The sequence below is a fragment of the Streptomyces sp. SID3343 genome, assembly GCF_009865215.1.
Classification (GTDB): Bacteria; Actinomycetota; Actinomycetes; order Streptomycetales; family Streptomycetaceae; genus Embleya.
The window spans coordinates 1-18,022 of the sequence record NZ_WWJX01001609.1 but is presented as its reverse complement, the minus strand read 5'-3'; the positions used below and the strand labels follow the sequence as shown (position 1 = coordinate 18,022).

10 protein-coding genes are annotated in these 18,022 nt (G+C 70.6%); 4 read left to right on the top strand and 6 right to left on the bottom strand.

All coding sequences use genetic code 11. From position 1 onward, the window contains the following. Positions 1 to 143: 143 nt before the first annotated feature. On the bottom strand, positions 144 to 752 hold the full coding sequence (gene cysC / locus GT354_RS51700) for an adenylyl-sulfate kinase (protein WP_161365415.1): 609 nt from the start codon (positions 750 to 752) through the stop codon (positions 144 to 146). Positions 753 to 955: 203 nt separating this feature from the next. On the opposite strand from cysC, the gene GT354_RS51695 reads away from it, so the two are divergent. Next, entirely contained in the window at positions 956 to 2,215 is a 1,260-nt protein-coding gene (locus tag GT354_RS51695; protein WP_161365413.1) for a sulfotransferase, read from the top strand. Between the two features lies 1 nt (position 2,216). Continuing rightward, positions 2,217 to 3,437, top strand: coding sequence for a DUF1214 domain-containing protein (locus tag GT354_RS57000; RefSeq protein WP_161365411.1), 1,221 nt, complete (start codon positions 2,217 to 2,219; stop codon positions 3,435 to 3,437). Positions 3,438 to 3,528: 91 nt separating this feature from the next. Here GT354_RS57000 and GT354_RS51685 read toward each other — a convergent pair whose 3' ends face one another. From GT354_RS51685 to GT354_RS51670, 4 genes are all read right to left on the bottom strand, one after another. After that, the gene (locus GT354_RS51685; protein ID WP_161365409.1) at positions 3,529 to 4,998 is read right to left on the bottom strand and encodes an MDR family MFS transporter; all 1,470 of its coding nucleotides are present in this window, start codon (positions 4,996 to 4,998) and stop codon (positions 3,529 to 3,531) included. A gap of 218 nt (positions 4,999 to 5,216) precedes the next feature. Continuing rightward, a complete protein-coding gene (locus tag GT354_RS51680) occupies positions 5,217 to 5,540 on the bottom strand; it encodes a DUF2470 domain-containing protein (protein WP_161365407.1) in 324 nt (107 codons plus the stop codon). Positions 5,541 to 5,581: 41 nt separating this feature from the next. Further along, on the bottom strand, positions 5,582 to 6,232 hold the full coding sequence (locus GT354_RS51675) for a neocarzinostatin apoprotein domain-containing protein (protein ID WP_161365404.1): 651 nt from the start codon (positions 6,230 to 6,232) through the stop codon (positions 5,582 to 5,584). 34 nt (positions 6,233 to 6,266) lie between these two features. Further along, on the bottom strand, positions 6,267 to 6,968 hold the full coding sequence (locus tag GT354_RS51670; RefSeq protein ID WP_161365402.1) for a neocarzinostatin apoprotein domain-containing protein: 702 nt from the start codon (positions 6,966 to 6,968) through the stop codon (positions 6,267 to 6,269). Between the two features lie 483 nt (positions 6,969 to 7,451). Between GT354_RS51670 and GT354_RS51665 the strand changes: the two genes are divergently transcribed. Beyond that, on the top strand, positions 7,452 to 8,135 hold the full coding sequence (locus GT354_RS51665; protein ID WP_161365400.1) for a biliverdin-producing heme oxygenase: 684 nt from the start codon (positions 7,452 to 7,454) through the stop codon (positions 8,133 to 8,135). A gap of 153 nt (positions 8,136 to 8,288) precedes the next feature. Beyond that, positions 8,289 to 9,272, top strand: a complete 984-nt coding sequence (locus GT354_RS51660; protein ID WP_161365397.1) for an ABC transporter permease — start codon at positions 8,289 to 8,291, stop codon at positions 9,270 to 9,272. Here GT354_RS51660 and GT354_RS56230 read toward each other — a convergent pair. Then, positions 9,206 to 17,938 carry a non-ribosomal peptide synthetase gene (locus tag GT354_RS56230; RefSeq protein ID WP_272924061.1) on the bottom strand — a complete coding sequence of 2,911 codons (8,733 nt, stop codon included), beginning with the start codon at positions 17,936 to 17,938 and terminating at the stop codon, positions 9,206 to 9,208. The genes GT354_RS51660 and GT354_RS56230 overlap by 67 nt on opposite strands. Between the last annotated feature and the right edge of the window lie 84 nt (positions 17,939 to 18,022).

Sequence of the window (18,022 nt, the reverse complement as noted above, 5' to 3'; positions counted from 1 at the left end):
GGGGTGTCCTCAAACGCCGGACGGGCTGGATGTCGGGCGGGTTGGGTGGTGTCCTCAAGCGCCGGACGGGCCGGTGGGGCTCGCGTGTCCGAGGGGGATACGCGAGCCCTTCGGGCTGTCCTCGGACGCCGGGTGGGCTGTAGTCAGACGCCGGACGGGCTGGGCTTTGTGAGGAGTTTGTCCAGGGTCTCTACCAGCAGGGTCGCTTGTTGTTCCGGGTTGCCGTTGGTGGGGGTCAGGTGTAGTTCGGGGGTGGTCGGGGCCTCGTAGGGGGCCGAGATGCCGGTGAAGTCGCCGATTTCGCCGCGTCGGGCCTTGGCGTACAGGCCCTTCGGGTCGCGGCGTTCGCACTCCTCGATCGGGGTGTCCACGAACACCTCCAGGAACGGCAGGCCGTCGCGCGCGTGCAATGCCCGGACCCGATCGCGGTCGGCGCGGTACGGGCTGATCACCGGGACGATCGCGACCACACCCGCGTCGGCGAACAGCCGGGCCACCTCGCCCACGCGGCGGATGTTCTCCGTACGGTCCTCGGGGCCGAAGCCCAGGTCGCCGTTGAGGCCCAGCCGTACATTGTCGCCGTCCAGGCGGTAGGCGGTGATCCCGCGCTCCACCAACAGTCGCTCGGCGATCACCGCGACCGTCGACTTGCCCGAGCCCGACAGGCCGGTGAACCAGACCGTCGCCCCGAGCGTGGGGCGCTGCTCGCGCGCCACACCACTCTCGTGCCAGACCACGTTGCGCTCGTTCACGACTCTCCATCCGCGTTGGTACCGAGGGTTCGTACGGTACGGGGCGGGCCGGCGTGGTTCGGACCCGGTCCGCATCCCGGCCCGCGTCCCCGTTCATACCCCGTTTCATATCTGACGCCTCTTCAGATTTAGCTTCACAAAGAGCTAATGTGCGCCGGGGCGCGTCGCACCGACGTTCGCCCGTGACGAGAGGCCGCACTTCCATGGGCTGGACACCACCGCAACGCGCAGCCTGGACCGAGACGCTCGGGGCCGGCGACATGCCGCCGTTGACCGACGAGCTCGACCGTCCCTTCGATCCCGACCTGTTGCTCGGGGAGGCTCGGGCCCGCAACGGGTCCACCGAGACCGAATCCGGCGACGGCGACCCGGAGTTCCGGGACGGGTTCGACCGCCTGCTGTACTCCCTGGAGCACGAGGCGAACCTGGACCGGGTCGGCCGATGGTGGGCGCACACGTGGGTGGCCCGGCTGTTGGACGTACGGTCGCAGGTCGCGCGCTACGTGCGCGAGGACCCGGGAGTGCTCGACGAGATGATCGAGCGGCCGATCTTCGTCACCGGTGGGCCGCGCACCGGGACCTCGATCCTGCACGCGTTGCTCGCCCAGGATCCCGCCAACCGCGTCCCCACCACGTGGGAGTTCCTGCGGCCCGTCCCACCGCCGGAGCCCGCCACCCGCGACAGCGATCCGCGCATCGCCTTGGCCGAGCGGGAGATCCGCTTCGTCACGTCGGCGGTGCCGGCGATGGACGCGATCCACGAGAAGAGCGGGACGCTGCCCAAGGAGTGCATCAGCGCGCACGCGCTGGCGTTTCGATCCGAGGACTTCACCGGACAGTTCGCCATCCCCGGCTACGCCGCGTGGCTCGCGCAGTGCGACATGCGGCCCGCGTACCGCTACCACCGGCTCGTGTTGCAGATCCTGCAACGGCGTACCCCGCCCGGCCGCCGCTGGGTGCTCAAGTCACCCGCGCATCTGTTGACCCTCGACGCGCTCGTCGACGTCTACCCCGACGCGCGGCTCGCGGTGACCCACCGTGACCCGTTGACCGTGCTCGCGTCGTTGAGCAGTCTGATCGCCACCATCCACCACGCGTACGGAAATCCGTCCGACATTCGAGACGTCGCGCGCACACAGACCGATCTGTGGTGCACGGCGTACGATCGCCTCACCGCGTTTCGCGACGCGGGTCGGATCGCCGAATCCGATTGGCACGATTCGGCCTACGCCGACTTCATGCGCGACCCGATCGCGGTCGTGCGGGAGCTGTACGCGACGTTCGGGCTCGACTTGGAGGCTGACGCCGAGCACCGCATGCGCGATCATCTCGCCGCCCGTCCACAGGGAAAACACGGAAAGCATCGCTACCTTTTCGACGACCTCGGCCTCGACCGTGACGACATACGATCGCGGCTGGCCGACTATCAGAAGCGGTTCCGGGTTCCGACGGAAGAGATCTGACGTGCAGTCACAGGCAGTGGAGCCAAACGGAGTTCGCGCGGACGACGCCAACGACGTGGTGACGGGAGCCGCTTGGCGGGCGTATTGCGAACGGATGGCGGCGCTCGGCGAACGGATCCTGGAGGCCGACTTCCCCGGGGCCACGGACGCCGATCGCGCGGAAGGCGTGCGACATCTGGCGAATCAGGTCGCGTGTTGGCTCACCTACCAGCTCGCCGCGACCGATCCGCAGAACCCGGCCTTCTTCACGCACAACGACCTCGCGTATCGCTGGGGCGGCCCCAACGTCGACCAGAACGCGCGCCGGGCGCCGATCTCGGGTGACGGCACGTATCGGCTCACCGTGACGATGAACGCGTGCGAGAAGTTCGTGTTGCAGGTCAAGCCGGGGGACATGCACTCGGGGAAGACGGACATCATCGCCGAGACGTCCTCGACCGTGCTCGACGTCGGCCCCGGGGACACGGTCGAGATCGTCCTGAGCGCGACCGAGCAGCCCGGCAACTGGGTCCGGCTCACCCCGGACGCACACGTCCTGCACGTGCGGGACTACTACTTCGACTGGAAGCCCGAGCAGCCGGCGATGCTGGCGCTGGAGCGGCTCGACACGCAGGGACAACCCGGTGCGCGCGTCACGCCGGAGCGGGTCGCGGGCATGCTCGACGGGGCGGCGACGTCGGTGGAGCACTCGATCGAGCGCTGGAACGACTGGGTGCGGACGACGGGGGACCGGCAGGCGGTCAACACGTTCAGTACGCCGTCGCCGGTCGCGGGCGGGGTCAAGGAGGTCGTCTACGGGTTCGCCCGGGTGCGGCTGACGGACGATCAGGTGCTGGTGGTGGAGATCGATCCGCGTACGTCGGCGCAGTGGGATCTGCAGCTGTACAGCCCGGGGTGGTTCGAGTCGCTCGACTTCGCCAATCGGCAGACGTCGCTCAATCACGTCCAGGCCGAACACGATCAGGACGGGCTGATTCGCGTGGTGATCGGTGCGGTTGATCCCGGCGTGCCGAACTGGTTGGACACGGAGGGGCGTTCGGAGGTGTTCGCCACGCATCGGTGGCTGGACCCCAGCTGTGATCCGGTGGTTCGGTCGGTGGTCGTCTCGCGGGGGGAGCTTCGGTCGCATCTGGCGGCGGGGACCGCGGTGGTCACCAGGGCGGCGCGGCGCGAGGCCATGCGCAAGCGGTCGGCTCATGTGTCCTGGCGGTTCCGGGCTTAGCCGGCCTCGGGCGCCGGCCGAGCCGAAACGCTGAAGGCGGGTCGCTCCGCAGTGGGCAGTGGCCCGCCTTCGGGTTGTCGTGTCGGGTGGGTCAGACCGTGGCGCTTTCCGCCGGTATCTTGGTGGGGGGCGCGACGACCTCGGTCTTGCGCCGCATGGTGGAGGCGGCGTCGCTGTCGCGGATGGTGAGGGCGGCGATCGAGCCGAGGATGGCCAGGCCCGCGGCTACGAGGCAGGCCACGTGGTAGGCGTCCAGGTTCGGGGTCGGGGCGCCGCCCGCCTTGGTCGTCACCGTGCCGATGCCCGCCAGGACGCTCGCGAGGACCGCGACACCCAGGGCCGAGCCGAGTTGGCGCTGCACGTTGAAGATGGTCGACGCACGGCCGTTGTCCGCGGGCGCCGTGCGCGCGAACGCGGCCGCCTGCATCGGGATCATCACGTGGGCCATCGACGCGCCGGTGAAGAACATCAGCGTGACGATCAGGACGGCCGACGTGTTCCCGTCGACCAGCGCCAGCAGTCCCGCGCACGCCGCGATGCCCAGCAGGCCGCCCGCCATCAGCCGGCGCGGACCGACCACCGGGTACAGCCGCGAGACCCACTGCGTCGCGATCACGACGCCGAAAGCCTCCGGGAAGGTGAGCAGGCCGGTCTCCAGGGCGCTCTTGCCGAACGCCTGCTGCTGCATGAGCGGGAAGACGTAGAGCACACCCAGGAACGCGGCCGAGTTGATCATCGACACGATGTTGGTGCTGACGAACAGCCGGTCCTTGAGCAGGCGCAGGTCCAACATCGGTGACTCGACCCGCAGTTCGACGAAGACCATGGCCACACACAGGACCAGCCCGGTGATCCCGGTGGACACGATGACCGTCGAACCCCAACCCTTGGACGCGCCCTCGCTCAACGCGTACATCAGCAGCGCGAAGCCCGCGCCCGACAGGATGAAACCGGGCACGTCGAAGCGGCCCGCCCTGGGGTCCTTGTGCTCCTCCAGGAAGAGCAGACCGAAGACGAACGCGGCGATGCCCACGGGCAGGTTGATGAAGAAGACCCAGTGCCACGACGCCTTGTCGACGAGCAGGCCGCCGAGAACCGGGCCGAGCGCCGGCGCCAGGGCGGTGGGGACCATCAGGATGCGAGACGCGCGCACGCGCTCCTCGGGCGGGAAGACCCGAAACATCATCGCCATGCCGACCGGCGTGAGCATGCCGCCGCCCGCGCCTTGGAGGATGCGGAACAGTACGAGTTGGTCGATGCTCTGCGCGAGACCGCACAGCGCGGAGGCGCCGGTGAAGATCGCGAGCGCGATCAGGAAGATCCGCTTGGTGCCGAACCGGTCACCGAGCCAGCCGGACGCGGGAATGAACACCGCGAGGCTGACGAGGTAGCCGACGGCCACCGTGGCCAGGCTCGCCTGAGTCGCGCCGAGGTCCTTGCCGATTGCGGGCAGGGCGACGTTGATGATCGTGATGTCGAGGATGTTGACGAACATCGCGGCGACGAAGACGGCGCCGACCACGACCTTTTGACTCAGCCGTGACGTGGATATCGGTGGCATGGGCGGGGGCCTTTACTGAAGGAGTCGGTCGAGCGGAGGAGCCGAGCAGGGCTTCGAAACTTTAGTGAGGGAAGCTCACTATATCTTCGTATACGAATTGTGCCGACCGGGTTTTACCCCCGCGGCGAAGCCCCCGCACCCGCTCGACGCAACGCCGACGGCCCGGGAGAGCTTCCTCCCGGGCCGTCGGCGTGACGACGATTACCCGCGACCGGGCGTCAGTGCTCGCCCTCGCCGCGCGGAGTCAGGCCGAGCGCCTTGCACGCCTCGTTGTACTGCACGACGACCTCGACGCGGACGTCTCGGCGTTCGGTGATCGGGCGACTCCACGGTACGCGCACGTCCACCGGCGCACCGTCGACGATCGCCGAGTAGTAGGCCGCCTCCCCGTCGAGCCCGGTCATCGTGGCCGACGTCGCGGTCGACCGACCACCGAGGCCGCGCGAGATGAGCAGGCAGTCGTCGGGGTGGTCGTCGTTCATGTGCTTGCAGACGGCGGTGATCGCGTCCGGTCCGAACGGGTTGACGGTCGGCTCGCTCATGCGCATCGCCTCCTGCGGGTCGGGATCGGGATCGGGGGTGCTCAGACGCGCGAGTCGCGGCGGCGGCGCGACGCGGCCACCGCGCCGACGCCCAGGAGCAGCATGCCGGCGCCCATGACGGTCAGCTGCGTGGTCGAGGAACCCGTGTGCGGCAGCTCCGGCTTGCCGGCCTCGTTGGTGACGCCGGTCTCCGGCGTCTTGGCGGGCGGCGCGCTCGGCGGGGCGCTGGGCGTCGCCGGCGTCGGCGTCGCTGCGCCGAACGTCACCGGGACCCACACGTCCTGGTCGCGGTTCGCGATGTCGGTGTGGTCGTTGAAGGTCGCCACGAAGCACGGCGTGCTCGCGCAGTCGACCTTCGCCTTGTCCTTGCCCTCGAAGGTCTGGGTGGGCTTGATCTTGACCGAGAACGTGCCGTCCGCGCCGACCTGCGGGACGTAACCGGCGTTGCCGTACTGGGTCGGCACGCCGCCCGCGGGCTTGGCCACGGTCTGGGCGATGTAGACGCCCTTGCCGGGCTTGAAGCCCTTGCCGGTGACGGTGATCTCGTCGCCGGCGGCGGCCAGGCCGGCCGACTTGGACAGCGTGATCGTCGGGGTGCCGGCGGCGGACGCGGGGGCGACGGCGAAGGCGGTGGCGCCGAGGCCGAGCAGGGTGCCGGCGGCGACGGCCGCGGCAGTACGGGACTTGCGCACGTGGGTACTCCAGAGCGTTGGGGGAACGAAAGGGTCAGGCACCCGGGCGGCGGCGCTTGACCACGACGCCGGCGATCACCAGGACCACGACGACGGCGGCGACGAGGCCGATGATCAGGCCCGTGTTGCCGTCGTCGTCCTTGTCGTCGGGCTCGTGGTCGGACAGCTTCGCGGTGTCGGTCACCTGCACCGAGCCCGGTGCGGCCGCGGTCTGCGGCGCGCCGGGGGCACCGGCCTGCGGGGCGGCCGTGGCGGGGGCCGGGCTCGCGGGCAGGCCGGCGACCTCGCCCTCGAAACCGATCGGCAGATACGCCTCTTGCGTGCGGTCCTTGCCGTTGGCCGAGTTCGACGTCGCGATCGCGCACCGGGTCTTGAGGCAGTCGACGTTGCTGAACTTCGCCTGCACCTTCACGTCGGTGCTGAACGAGCCGTTCGCATCCACCGCGGTGGGCCCGGCGAACGAGCCCATGTCGCACGCGCGACCGGCGCCCTGGGCGGGGTCGCAGGGAAGGATGTACAGCTGGATGTTTGGCGTGAAGCCCGAGCCGACGAGCTTGACCACGTCACCGGCCGAGGCGAGCCCGGTGGTCTTCGCCGCGGTCAGCGTCGGCTTGCCCGCCGCCGGCGTCCCGCTCGCGTGTGCCGGTCCGGCGAGGCCGAGAACCAACCAGGCGAGGAGAAGTGTCGCGACGGCGGTGATGCCGAGGTCGCGGCGTCCGATGCGGGTTGGGCTCACGTTGTTTCCTCTGGGCCGACCGTACGAGAGCGTACGGAATGGTTGAAGGTGAGGCTATCCTAAGACGGACGTACGGTGGCGTAGCTGCCGGGGTGGGTCCGCCGGCCGGCCGACGAACGGGCGCCGGTCGAGTGCGATCCGGCGCCCAGCATGCCCGGCCCCGCCCGATCGGGTCTCGGCCGGGTCTCGGTAGGGGGCCGGTTTCGCGCTGCGCTCGTGCCGCCGTCGAGTCGTCGTCGGGCCGAAAGTGACCCTGCCGACAACGTGCCGACAAGTTGTCGGTAAGTTCTTGACGGCACCCCACCGAGCCGCACAGACTGCGAGGACCGGCGGAAACGGGCGATGCCCCGGGTCTGCGCGAGCACTTCGCCCTGCGTGCTGTGCTCAATCGTGATGGGCTCGTTCCGCCCGAAATATCAGGTCTTCACACCGTCCGCACTCTCGTGCGTGTTCGGTCGCTTCGTCGCACCCGGGAGAAACCACATGACTACGACCGAGACCGCCGAGACCGCCGGCGCCACCTTCGCCGAGACGCTGCGCAAGCGCTCGTGGGCCTTCCACCAGGAGGCCGAGGGCTCGGGCTTCCTCGAAGCGCTGATGAAGGGCGAACTGACCCGCGACGCCTACACCGCGATGGTCGCCCAGCACTACTGGGCCTACGTCGTGCTCGACGACGCCGCCGACACGATGCGCCGGGACCCGATCGGCGCCCCGTTCGCCGACGCCCGCCTGGACCGCCGGGCGATCCTGGAGGCCGACATGCTCTTCCTCGCCGGCGAGAACTGGAAGCAGGAGTGGCCCGCCAACGAGGCCACGCAGCGCTACGCCGACCGCATGCGCGAGAAGTGCTACACGTGGGCCGGCGGCTTCGTCGCGCACCACTACACGCGCTACCTCGGCGACATGTCCGGCGGCCAGTTCATCGCCAAGCAGATGCGCAAGCACTACGACCTGCCGGGCACCCAGGGCAGCGACTTCTATGTGTTCGACACCCTCGGCGACCTGACCGAGTGGAAGGACGCCTACCGCGCCGCGATGAACAACGCCCCGTGGGATGCCGAGGAGCAGGAGCTGGTGATCCAGGAGGTGCTGTTCGCGTACGACATCAACAGCGCCGTCCTGCGCGAACTCGGCCAAGACCTGGAGCGGTTCCGCAAGACCGCCTGACCCGCTGTTCGAATATTCGTCCGAAATAACGGTTCGTCACCGCGGTCGACCCGGCCGTACGACGGACCGAAGTGCTCGTCCGCATGCCCCGGGGGCCCACCGTCCGATGCGCCGTCCGACAATGGATGGCGCATCGGATCGGCAGGGAGAGTGATGACGAACTACCTGATGCGGCGCGTCCTGGGCGTCGTCGTGGTGATGTTCGCCGTCGTGACCGGGATGTTCCTGCTGCTGCACGCGTCCCCGGTGAGCCCGGTCAACCAGCTCGCGCCGCAGGTCGCGGCCGATCCGGTGGCCCGGGCCGCGGTCGAACACCGGATGGGCCTGGACCGACCGTTGGCGACGCAATACCTGGACTATGTGGGCGGGGTCGTGCGCGGCGACTTCGGCACGTCGCTGTACGACGGCTCCTCGGTCGCCGACCAGATCGGTCGTGCGCTGCCCGTCTCGCTCGAACTCGGGCTGCTCGCCGCGGTGTTCGCGGTGATCCCGGCCGTCGCGCTGGGCGTGTGGTCGGTCCTGCGCCGCGGCGGGGTGGTCGATCACGGCACGCGCGTACTGACCGTGGTCGCGATGTCGCTGCCCGGCTACTGGCTCGCCGTGGTCACGATCGTCGTGGTCGGCGACAGCCAACCCGACCTGCTGCCGGGCGCCGGCGGCTTCGTCACGTTCGGCGAGGACCCGGCGACCAACCTCACCGTGCTCGTGCTGCCCGCGATCGTCCTGGGCCTGGCGACGTTCGCGATGCTCACCCGCTCGTTGCGCGGCGGCCTCGCCGACGCGATGGCCTCCGACCACGTCCTGTTCGCCCGCGCGATGGGCGGCTCCCGGTTGCTGACGCTGCGCCGGGTGGCACTGCGCGGCGCGATCGTGCCCACCCTGACCGTCGCCGGCGTGCTGATCGGCGGGCTGCTCTCGGGCACCGTGCTGGTCGAGAACGTGTTCCAGATACCCGGAATCGGTCAACTCATGGTCACTGCGTTCCAGCGGCAGGACTACCCGCTCGCGCTCGGCGCGTGCATCGCCACGTCGGCCATCTTCCTGGTGCTCAACCTCGTGGTCGACCTGCTCTACCCGCTCGTGGACCCGCGCACGAGAGCCGGCGTCACCCGCGAGCGCGTCGCGAGCGCGGCATGAGGGCGCGCGTGCCCCGGCTGGGGATCGCCGGGTGGATCGGCCTCGCCTGCGTCGTGCTCTACCTGCTCGTCGCCACCGTCGGTCGGCTGCACGGCGACCCGACCGCGCTGGTCACCCCCTTTCCCGAGGCGCCCTCGCTCGCGCACCCGTTCGGCACCGACCACCTCGGCCGCGACCTGCTCGCGCGCACCGCCGAGGGCGCGTGGACGTCGCTGCTGATCTGCGCGACCTCGATCGGCTTCGCGATCGCCGCGGGCGTGCCGCTCGGCGTCCTCGCGGGGTGCCGGCACGGCGGGCGGCTCGACGGGCTGCTCATGCGCACGGTGGAAACGCTCCAGGCGCTCCCGCAGTTCGTGTTCGTGATGTTCCTGATCGGACTCATGGGCACCGCCGACATGCACTTCGGCCCGGTCACCGTCGGCAACGGCCTGCGCGTCGCGCTCGCGATCGGCCTCGGGTTCATCCCCTACTTCGCGCGGGTCGCGCGGGCCGCGACGGTCGTGGAGATGCAGGAGGACTACGTCTCCAACCTGCGCGGTCTGGGCGTACCCGCACGCGAGATCCTCTTCCGCGAGGTCATGGTCAACGTGTGGCCGGCGGTGCTGGGCCAGGCGTTGATGGCGATGGCCATCGCGGTCTTCGCCGAGGGCGGCCTGAGCTTCCTGGGCCTGGGCGTCGCGCCCCCGCAGGCCACCCTGGGCAACCTGATCGCCGACGCGGGCGGGCAGATCATCGGCGGCGACTGGTGGTACGCGGCCATGCCCGGCGCGGTCCTGATCCTGGGCATCCTGGGCTTCAACCTGCTCGCCGACACGGCCGGCGGCCGGGCGCGCGGCGGCCGGACCCGCACCCGCAGCCGAGGCGAACCACACGAACTGCGCCATCACACCCGCGTCAGGATCCAGCCGCCCGGCGGCCGCGTCCAGCTCGGCCCGTACCTCGGCGCCGATGTCGGGAACCTCCCGCAGCAGCGCGCCGGCGTCCACACTGCCGACCGGCTCGATCCACAGACCCGGCTCGCCCCGGTCGAGCCGGGCACGCAGCACGTCGTGCCGATCCAGCACGGCCTGCACCGTCGCGACCAGCTCCGCACGGTCGACGTCCGCGGGCAGGGTCAGCATCGCGGACCCGCAGAACCGGCCGACACCACCGCCGAGCGCGAGCACGTGCGCCGCGGTCGGCGGCAACGGAGCCCAGCCGACCCCGCCACCGGGCAACTCGGCCAGGGCCGAACTCTCCTCGCCTTCGCGCCCTTCGACCAGCTCCGCAAGCCGCGCGACCGTACGGTACTCGAAGATCTCCCGCACGCTGACCCCGACACCGCGCGCCTTGGCCCGCGCGACAACCTGGACCGAACGGATGCTGTCCCCGCCCAGTGCGAAGTAGTCGTCGTCGATACCGACGCTCTCCAGCCCCAGGACTTCGGCGAACAGCGCGCCGAAGGTCTCCTCACGCGAGTTGCGCGGTGCCCGGCCGGTCGACACCCGGGTGTAGTCCGGCGACGGCAGGGCCCGTCGGTCGACCTTGCCGTTCGGCGTCAGCGGTATCTCGGACAGCGGTACCAGTGCGGAAGGCACCATGTAGTCCGGCAGGCGCCCACGCAGATGCTCGGACAGTTCGGCGAGCAGCGGACCGAACTCGTCCACCTGGGCGTCGGCGGCGGTCGGCGTGGTGTCCGGTTCGGGGACGACGTAACCCACCAGGCGCTTGTCGTCCTCCTGGTCCTCCCGCACCACCACCACGGCCTGCGCCACGCCCGAGTGCGACGCCAACACATGCTCCACCTCACCCAGTTCGATCCGAAAACCCCGGACCTTCACCTGGAAATCGGTACGCCCGACATACTCCAACCCACCGTCCACACCCCAGCGCACCAGGTCGCCCGTGCGATACATCCGCGCACCGGCGGGACCGAACGGACACGCCACGAACCGCCCCGACGTCAACCCCGGCCGACCCTGATACCCACGAGCCAAACCCTCACCCGCGACGAACAACTCCCCCTGCACCCCACGCGGAACCGGACGCAACAACGAATCCAGCACGAACACCCGGGTGTTCCCGATCGGCACACCGATCCCCGGCACGCCCGCCCCCACCGTCACCGGCGCCATCGTCGACCAGATCGTCGTCTCGGTCGGACCATAGACGTTGAACACCTCGACCGCCCGACCCGCCAACGACTCGGCCAACCGCGCCGGCAACGCCTCACCACCCACCAGAACCCGCAAACCCCGCACGGCGTCCGGCTCGTGCGTCACCAACATCTGCCAAAACGCCGGAGTCGCCTGCACCGCGCTCACCCCGCGCTCACGCATCACCGCCACCACGGCCGACGGATCGGAAACCACCTCCCGGTCCGCCAAGACCACCGCCGCACCGGACACCAGCGGCAGATAAAGCTCAAGCCCCGCGATGTCGAACGACACCGTCGTCACCGCAAGCAACCGATCCCCAGGCGACAACGGGAACCGCCGACCCATCGTCGCCAGGAAATTCGCCAACGCACCCCGCGAAATCGCCACGCCCTTGGGATTTCCGGTCGAACCCGACGTGTAGATCACGTACGCGGTGTTCTGCTCCGACACACGCGGAGTCGGCGCCGACACCGCACACCCGGCGACATCCGCGCCGGCCAGCGCATCGGCATCGAGCACCAGCACCGGGCGTGCGTCCTCGACGATGTAGTCGATCCGCGAATCCGGATGCCCCGGATCGATCGGAACATAGGCCGCACCCGCCTTCAACACCGCCAACAACGCCACCACAAGATCCACCGACCGCGGCAGACACACAGCCACCAACGACTCCGGCCCCACACCACGACCGATCAACCAATGCGCCAACCGATTCGCCCGCGCATCCAACTCCCCGTAACCCAACGACTCCCCGACACCCGACGCCCCCCCGACACCGACCACCGCCACCGCCCCCGGCGTCTCCCCCACCCAGCGCGACACCGCCCCCAACAAACCCGACCCCAACGACGGCTCCACCGTGTCGTTGACCCCCCGCACCAACCAATCCCGCTCACCACCACCAAGCACATCGACATCCCCGACACACACACCCGGATCCGCAACCACCCGCTCCAACACACGCACAAAACGATCGACCATCCCCACAGCGGTCGCGTGGTCGAACAGTTCCGTCGCGTACTCCAGGCGCCCGTGAGCGCGCCCGGACGCGTCCGTGGCGATGTTGAAGTACAGGTCGAACCTCGCGGTTCCGGTGCTTGCCGGCACGGGAGTCACGGTGAGGCCGGGCAGACCGAAGTCCGCCCGGTCGATGTTCTGCCAGGCGAGCATCACCTGGAACAGCGGGTGGTGCGCTGTCGAACGCTCCGGGTTGAGCAGTTCCACCAGGCGCTCGAACGGGGCGTCCTGGTGGTCGTAGGCGGACAGTGCCTTGCTCTGGACCCGGTCGAGCAGTTCCGCGAACGTGGGGCGGCCCGACAGGTCGGCGCGCAGCACCCAGGTGTTGGCGAAGAACCCGATCAGACCGTCGAGCGCGGCGTCGGTGCGGCCGGCGATGGGGGAGCCGATGGGAATGTCGTCCCCGGCGCCCAGCCGGTGCAACAGCACGGCGAGCGCCGCCTGCATGACCATGGGGGCCGTTGCCTGCCGTTCGCGGGCCAGCGCTTCGACCGCCTCCACGAGCCGCGCGTCGAGGGTGAAGCCGAGTTGGTCGCCGCGGTGATCCGCGACCGCCGGGCGCGGCCGGTCGGTCGGCAACCGCAGCGGCTGGGGGATCCCCGCCAACTCCGCCTTCCAGTAGGCGGACTGACGGGCCAGGGCGCTGTGCGGGTCGTCGGCGTCGCCGAGCAGGTCGTGCTGCCACAGCGTGTAGTCGACGTACTGCACCGGCAGCGGCGGCAGTTGGGGTGCGCGGCCCGCGAGCCGTGCGGTGTAGGCGGCGCGGAACTCGCGCAGTAGCGGCGCCATGGACTGGCCGTCGCCGGCGATGTGGTGCAGCACCAGGCACAGGGTGTGATCCGTGGGTCCGTGGCGCAGCAGGCCGGCCCACAGCGGGATGTCCGCGGCGAGGTCGAAGCCCCGCTGGGCCGCCTCGTCGACGGCTGCCGCGGCCTCCGCCGTACCGACCGTCACCACCGGCACGTCCGGGCGGGTCTCCTCGACGGGCAGCACCACCTGGTGCGGCCGGCCGTCGGCGTCCTCGACGATCACCGTGCGCAGGCTCTCGTGCCGCGCGACCACGTCTCGCAGCGCCGCCGTCAGCGCGGCCACGTCCAACTCTCCGGTCAGGCGCAGCGTCAGCGGGATGTTGTACGTCGGCGAGGGGCCCTCGAAGCGGTCGATGAACCACAGTCGGCGCTGTGCGTACGACAACGGCACCCGGTCGGGGCGGTTCGGCCGGTGCCGCAGCGGCGTCCGGACGTCGGCGTCGGTGACGAGCTCCCGTGCCAGTTCGGCGACCGTGGGGGCGTCGAACACCGCGCGGATCGGCAGTTCCACGCCGAGTTCCGGGCGGATGCGCCCGACGAGCCGGGTGGCGAGCAGCGAATGGCCGCCCAGGGTGAAGAAGTTGTCGTCGATGCCGACCCGGTCCACGCCCAGGACCTGGGCGAAGAGGTCGGCCAAGGCCACCTCACGGGACGTGCGCGGCGGGCGGTACGCCTCGCCGTCGAGCCGCGGGGCGGGCAGGGCCGCGTGGTCCAGCTTGCCGTTGGGCGCCAGCGGCAGTCGGTCGAGGACGACCAACGCCGACGGCACCATGAACTCGGGCAGCCTTGCCGCCGCGAACGCGCGCAGAGCCGGTACGTCGACGGTGTCGACCGCCGGGACCACGTACCCGACGAGCTGCCTGTTTCCGGCCGTGTCGCGGGCGACGACCACCGCCTGGGTGATGTCGGGGTGCGCGCCGAGGGCGGCTTCGACCTCGCCGGGTTCGATCCGGAAGCCGCGAATCTTGATCTGGGTGTCGGTGCGGCCCGCGTAGTGCAGTTGCCCGTCGGGGGTCCAGCGGGCGAGGTCGCCGGTGCGGTACATGCGCGAGCCGGGGGGTCCGTAGGGATCGGCGACGAAACGCTCGCAGGTCAGGGCCGGGCGGTGGTGGTAGCCGCGGGCGAGGTGCCCGGCAACGTACAACTCGCCCACCACGCCCACCGGCGTCGGGACGAGACCGTGACCCAGCACGTAGGCGCGCATGTTGGGCAGCGGAGTGCCGATCGCTGTGCTGCCGATGTCGGTGTCGGTGTCGTCGGTGGCGAAGGTGGTGGCGTAGAAGGACTCCGTCTGGCCGTACGCGTTGACGATCCGGGCCTGGGGAAAGGCCTCGCGGGCGCGCCGCACGAGCGTCGCGGGCAGTGCCTCGCCCGCGAAGACCAGGGTCTGCACGGAGGTCTTGCCGGTGATCCGGTCCAGGAGTTCGGCGAAGGCGGAGGGCACGGTGCTGATCAGGCCGCCGTGCCAGGTGTCGCGTTCGGCCAACTCCAGGACGTCTTGCGCGAGATCGAGGACGCCACCGTGGCACAGGGTGGTGAACGTCTCGAAGACGGAGACGTCGAAGTTGACGGAGGTCGCGGCCAGAACGCGGGAACCCGCGGTGATGTCGGTGCGGTCGGCGAGGTGGCGGATGCCGTTGACGACGGCGGCGTGGTCCAGGAGCACGCCCTTGGGTGTGCCGGTGGAGCCCGACGTGTACATCACGTACGCCAGGGCCCCGGGACCCGAACGGCGGCCTTCTGCGGGGCCGGTCGTCGGATGTTCCGCAAGATCGAGGGTGTCGACGAGCAGGACGGGCACATCGGTGGCGGGCAGTACGTGTGCCGTCGCCGTCTCGGTGAGGATCAAGGCGGGGGCGGCGTCGCTCAGGATGAAGTCCAGGCGGCTGCTGGGATATTTGGGGTCGATGGGCAGATAGGCGGCGCCCGCTTTGAAGACGGCCAGCAGGGCGACGATCAGGTCGGGGGTGCGGGGCAGGGCCACGGCCACCACGGTTTCCGGGCCCGCTCCGCCCGCGATCAGCTCCCGGGCGAGCTGGTCGGCCCGGGCATCGAGTTCCGCGTACGTGGTCGAAGTGCCCTCGTACAGCACCGCCGGAGCGTTCGCAGTCGTGGCCGCCTGCTGCTCGAAGAGGTCGGCCACCGTCGCCTGCGGCACCGGTGCCACCGCCGCCGCGCCGCTCAACGTGTCGATCAGCAGGACCCGTTCGCCGGCGTCCAGGATGTCGACCGAGCCGACCGCCTGCCGAGGGTCGGCCGCGATGTGGCGCAGCACCCGCAGGAGGCGGTCCGCGATCCGGTGCGCGGCGGACGGTTCGAGGAGGGCGTGTTGATGGTGAAGGGAGAGCCGCAGGTGGGTGGTTGACTCCGCGATGACGGTCAGTGGGTAGTGGGTGCCGGTGACCGGGCGGATGCCGGTGACCTCGATTCCGGCGGCGGTGTGCGCCGCTGCGAGCCCGGCCCGGTCCACGGGATAGGACTCGAAGACCACCAGGGTGTCGAAGAGCTTCGGCAGGCCGAGTGCCTGGTGCAGTTCCGTCAGTGCCTGGTGATGGTGGTCGAGCAGCGCGGCCTGTCGCCCCTGGAGGTCGGTCAGGACCTGCGCGAGAGATGCGTCGGGGGCGCAGTCGACCCGTACCGGAACGGTGTTGATGAACATGCCGAGCATCGCCTCGGAGCCCGGTACCTGCGGCGGACGGCCCGACACGGTCGCACCGAACACCACGTCCCGGCGGCCCGTCAGCTGCCCGAGCAGGAGCGCCCACGCGCCCTGCACGATCGTGTTGACGGTGACGCCGAGTTCGGTGGCCCGCCGGGCCAGCTCCTTGGCCTCGTCCGGGGACAGGCCGACGTCGACCTGCCCGATCCCCGCCCGGTCGGCCTCGTGCCGACCACCGGGATCGAACGCGGCGTGCGGCAGCAGAAGCGTCGGCTCGCGCACACCGTCCAGCTCCGCGGCCCACGTGCGGGCGGTCGCCTCCTTGTCCTGCCGGTCGAGCCAGCGCAGAAAGTCCCGGAACGGGCGCAGCCGGGGCAGCGCCGACGGGTCGCCCCCGGAGGCGTACAGGAAGAGCAACTCTTGCAGCAGCAGCGGCAACGACCAGCCGTCGAACAGGACATGACTGGCGGTCAGGACCAGGTCCGACTTCAGCTCGCCCGTGCGGAGCAGGGACATCCGCAGCAGTGGCGGCGTGTCGGGCACGAAGGCGGCGGCGTGGTCGGCGACGAGGAAGGCGGCCACGGCCTCGTCGCGCTCCCGGTCGGACAGTGCAGCGAAGTCGATGACCTGCCAGGGGAGTTCGACGCCCTCGGGGGCGATGACCTGGACCCGGTCGCCTGCGGTGTCGGTGGTGAACGCGGCGCGCAGGTTCGCGTGCCGGTCCAGCAGGGCCTGCCCGGCGGCGCGCATCCGGTGCGGGTCGACGTGCCCGGAGAGATGAAGCGTCATCTGCATCTGGTACGGGTCCCAGGCGTCACCGCCGAGCTCGGTGTGGAACAGCAGACCCGATTGCAGGGCTGTCAGCGGCCAGACGTCCACCAGGCCGGGGTAGCGGTGCTCCCACGTGTCGATGTCTGCCTGTGTCGCCGCCACCAGCGGCAGATCCGACGGGGTGAGCCCGCCCGCGTCCGCGTCGTGCGCGTGCCGGGCCAGGGCTTCGAGAGCGTCCCGCCACAGCGCGGCGAGCTCGGCGACCTCGGCGCGGTCGAGCACGCCGGGCGGGTAGGCGAAGTCGGTCTCCAGGCGGGCGCCGCCGTCGACGGTGTCGAGGACGGCCGCGTTGATCTCCAGGGTGGACATGGCGGGTGTGTCCATGGTGCGCGGTGCGGTCAGGTCGCCGATCGGGGTGAAGCCCAGACCGCGCAGTTCCTCGGGCATGTCGGCGCCGGAGAACCGGCCCAGGTAGTTGAAGCCGATCTGTCCCGCGGGGTAACGGCTCAGCTCGGCCGCGGTCTCCGCGTTGAGGTGGCGCAGCAGGCCGAAGCCGAGACCCTTGTCGGGCAGGGCGCGCAGCCGCTCCTTGACGTCCTTGACGAGCGCGCCCGCCGCCGGGCCGCCGGTGAACGCCTGGCCCAGGTCGTGGCCGGCGACGTCGAGCCGGACCGGGAACACGGTGGTGAACCAGCCCACTGTGCGCGAGAGGTCGGCGCCCGGCACCGCGCTCTCCTCGCGCCCGTGCCCCTCCAGCATGACCAGCGTCGCGGACGCGTCCACGCCACGGTCGTGGCGCCACCGTGCGACCGCCATCGCCAAAGCCGTGAGCAGCGCGTCGTTCACGCCGCCGCCGTACGCGGCCGGGAGCCTGGTGAGCAGCGTCTCGGTCGCCTCGGCGGGCAGCCCGATCCGCACGTGTTCGAGTGTGGTGCGGATGTCGACGTCGGGGTCGAGGCCCCGGGCGCCCAGTAGCGGATCGGGGCCGTCGAGTATCGAGCGCCACAGGGGCAGTTCGGCGAGCCGTTCGGCGGAGTGTGCCGCGCGGGTGAGGGCGCGTGTCCAGCGGCCCGGTGCGGTACCCGCGCCGGGCAGCCGCGGAGTGCGGCCCTCGCGTACCTGTGCCCAGGCCGCGGCCAGGTCCGGCAGCAGCACACGCCAGGACACGCCGTCGACGACCAGGTGGTGGAGGACGATGAGCAGCCGCCCTCGTACGCCGGGGGCCGCGGCCGGCTCCGCAAGCGACGGGTCGAACCACACGAACCGGGCCATCACCCCGCCGCGCGGGTCGAGGCGGTCGGCCGCCGACTCCAGTTCGGCCGCGACCGGTTCCTGCCAGCCGGCCTCGCCGTCGGG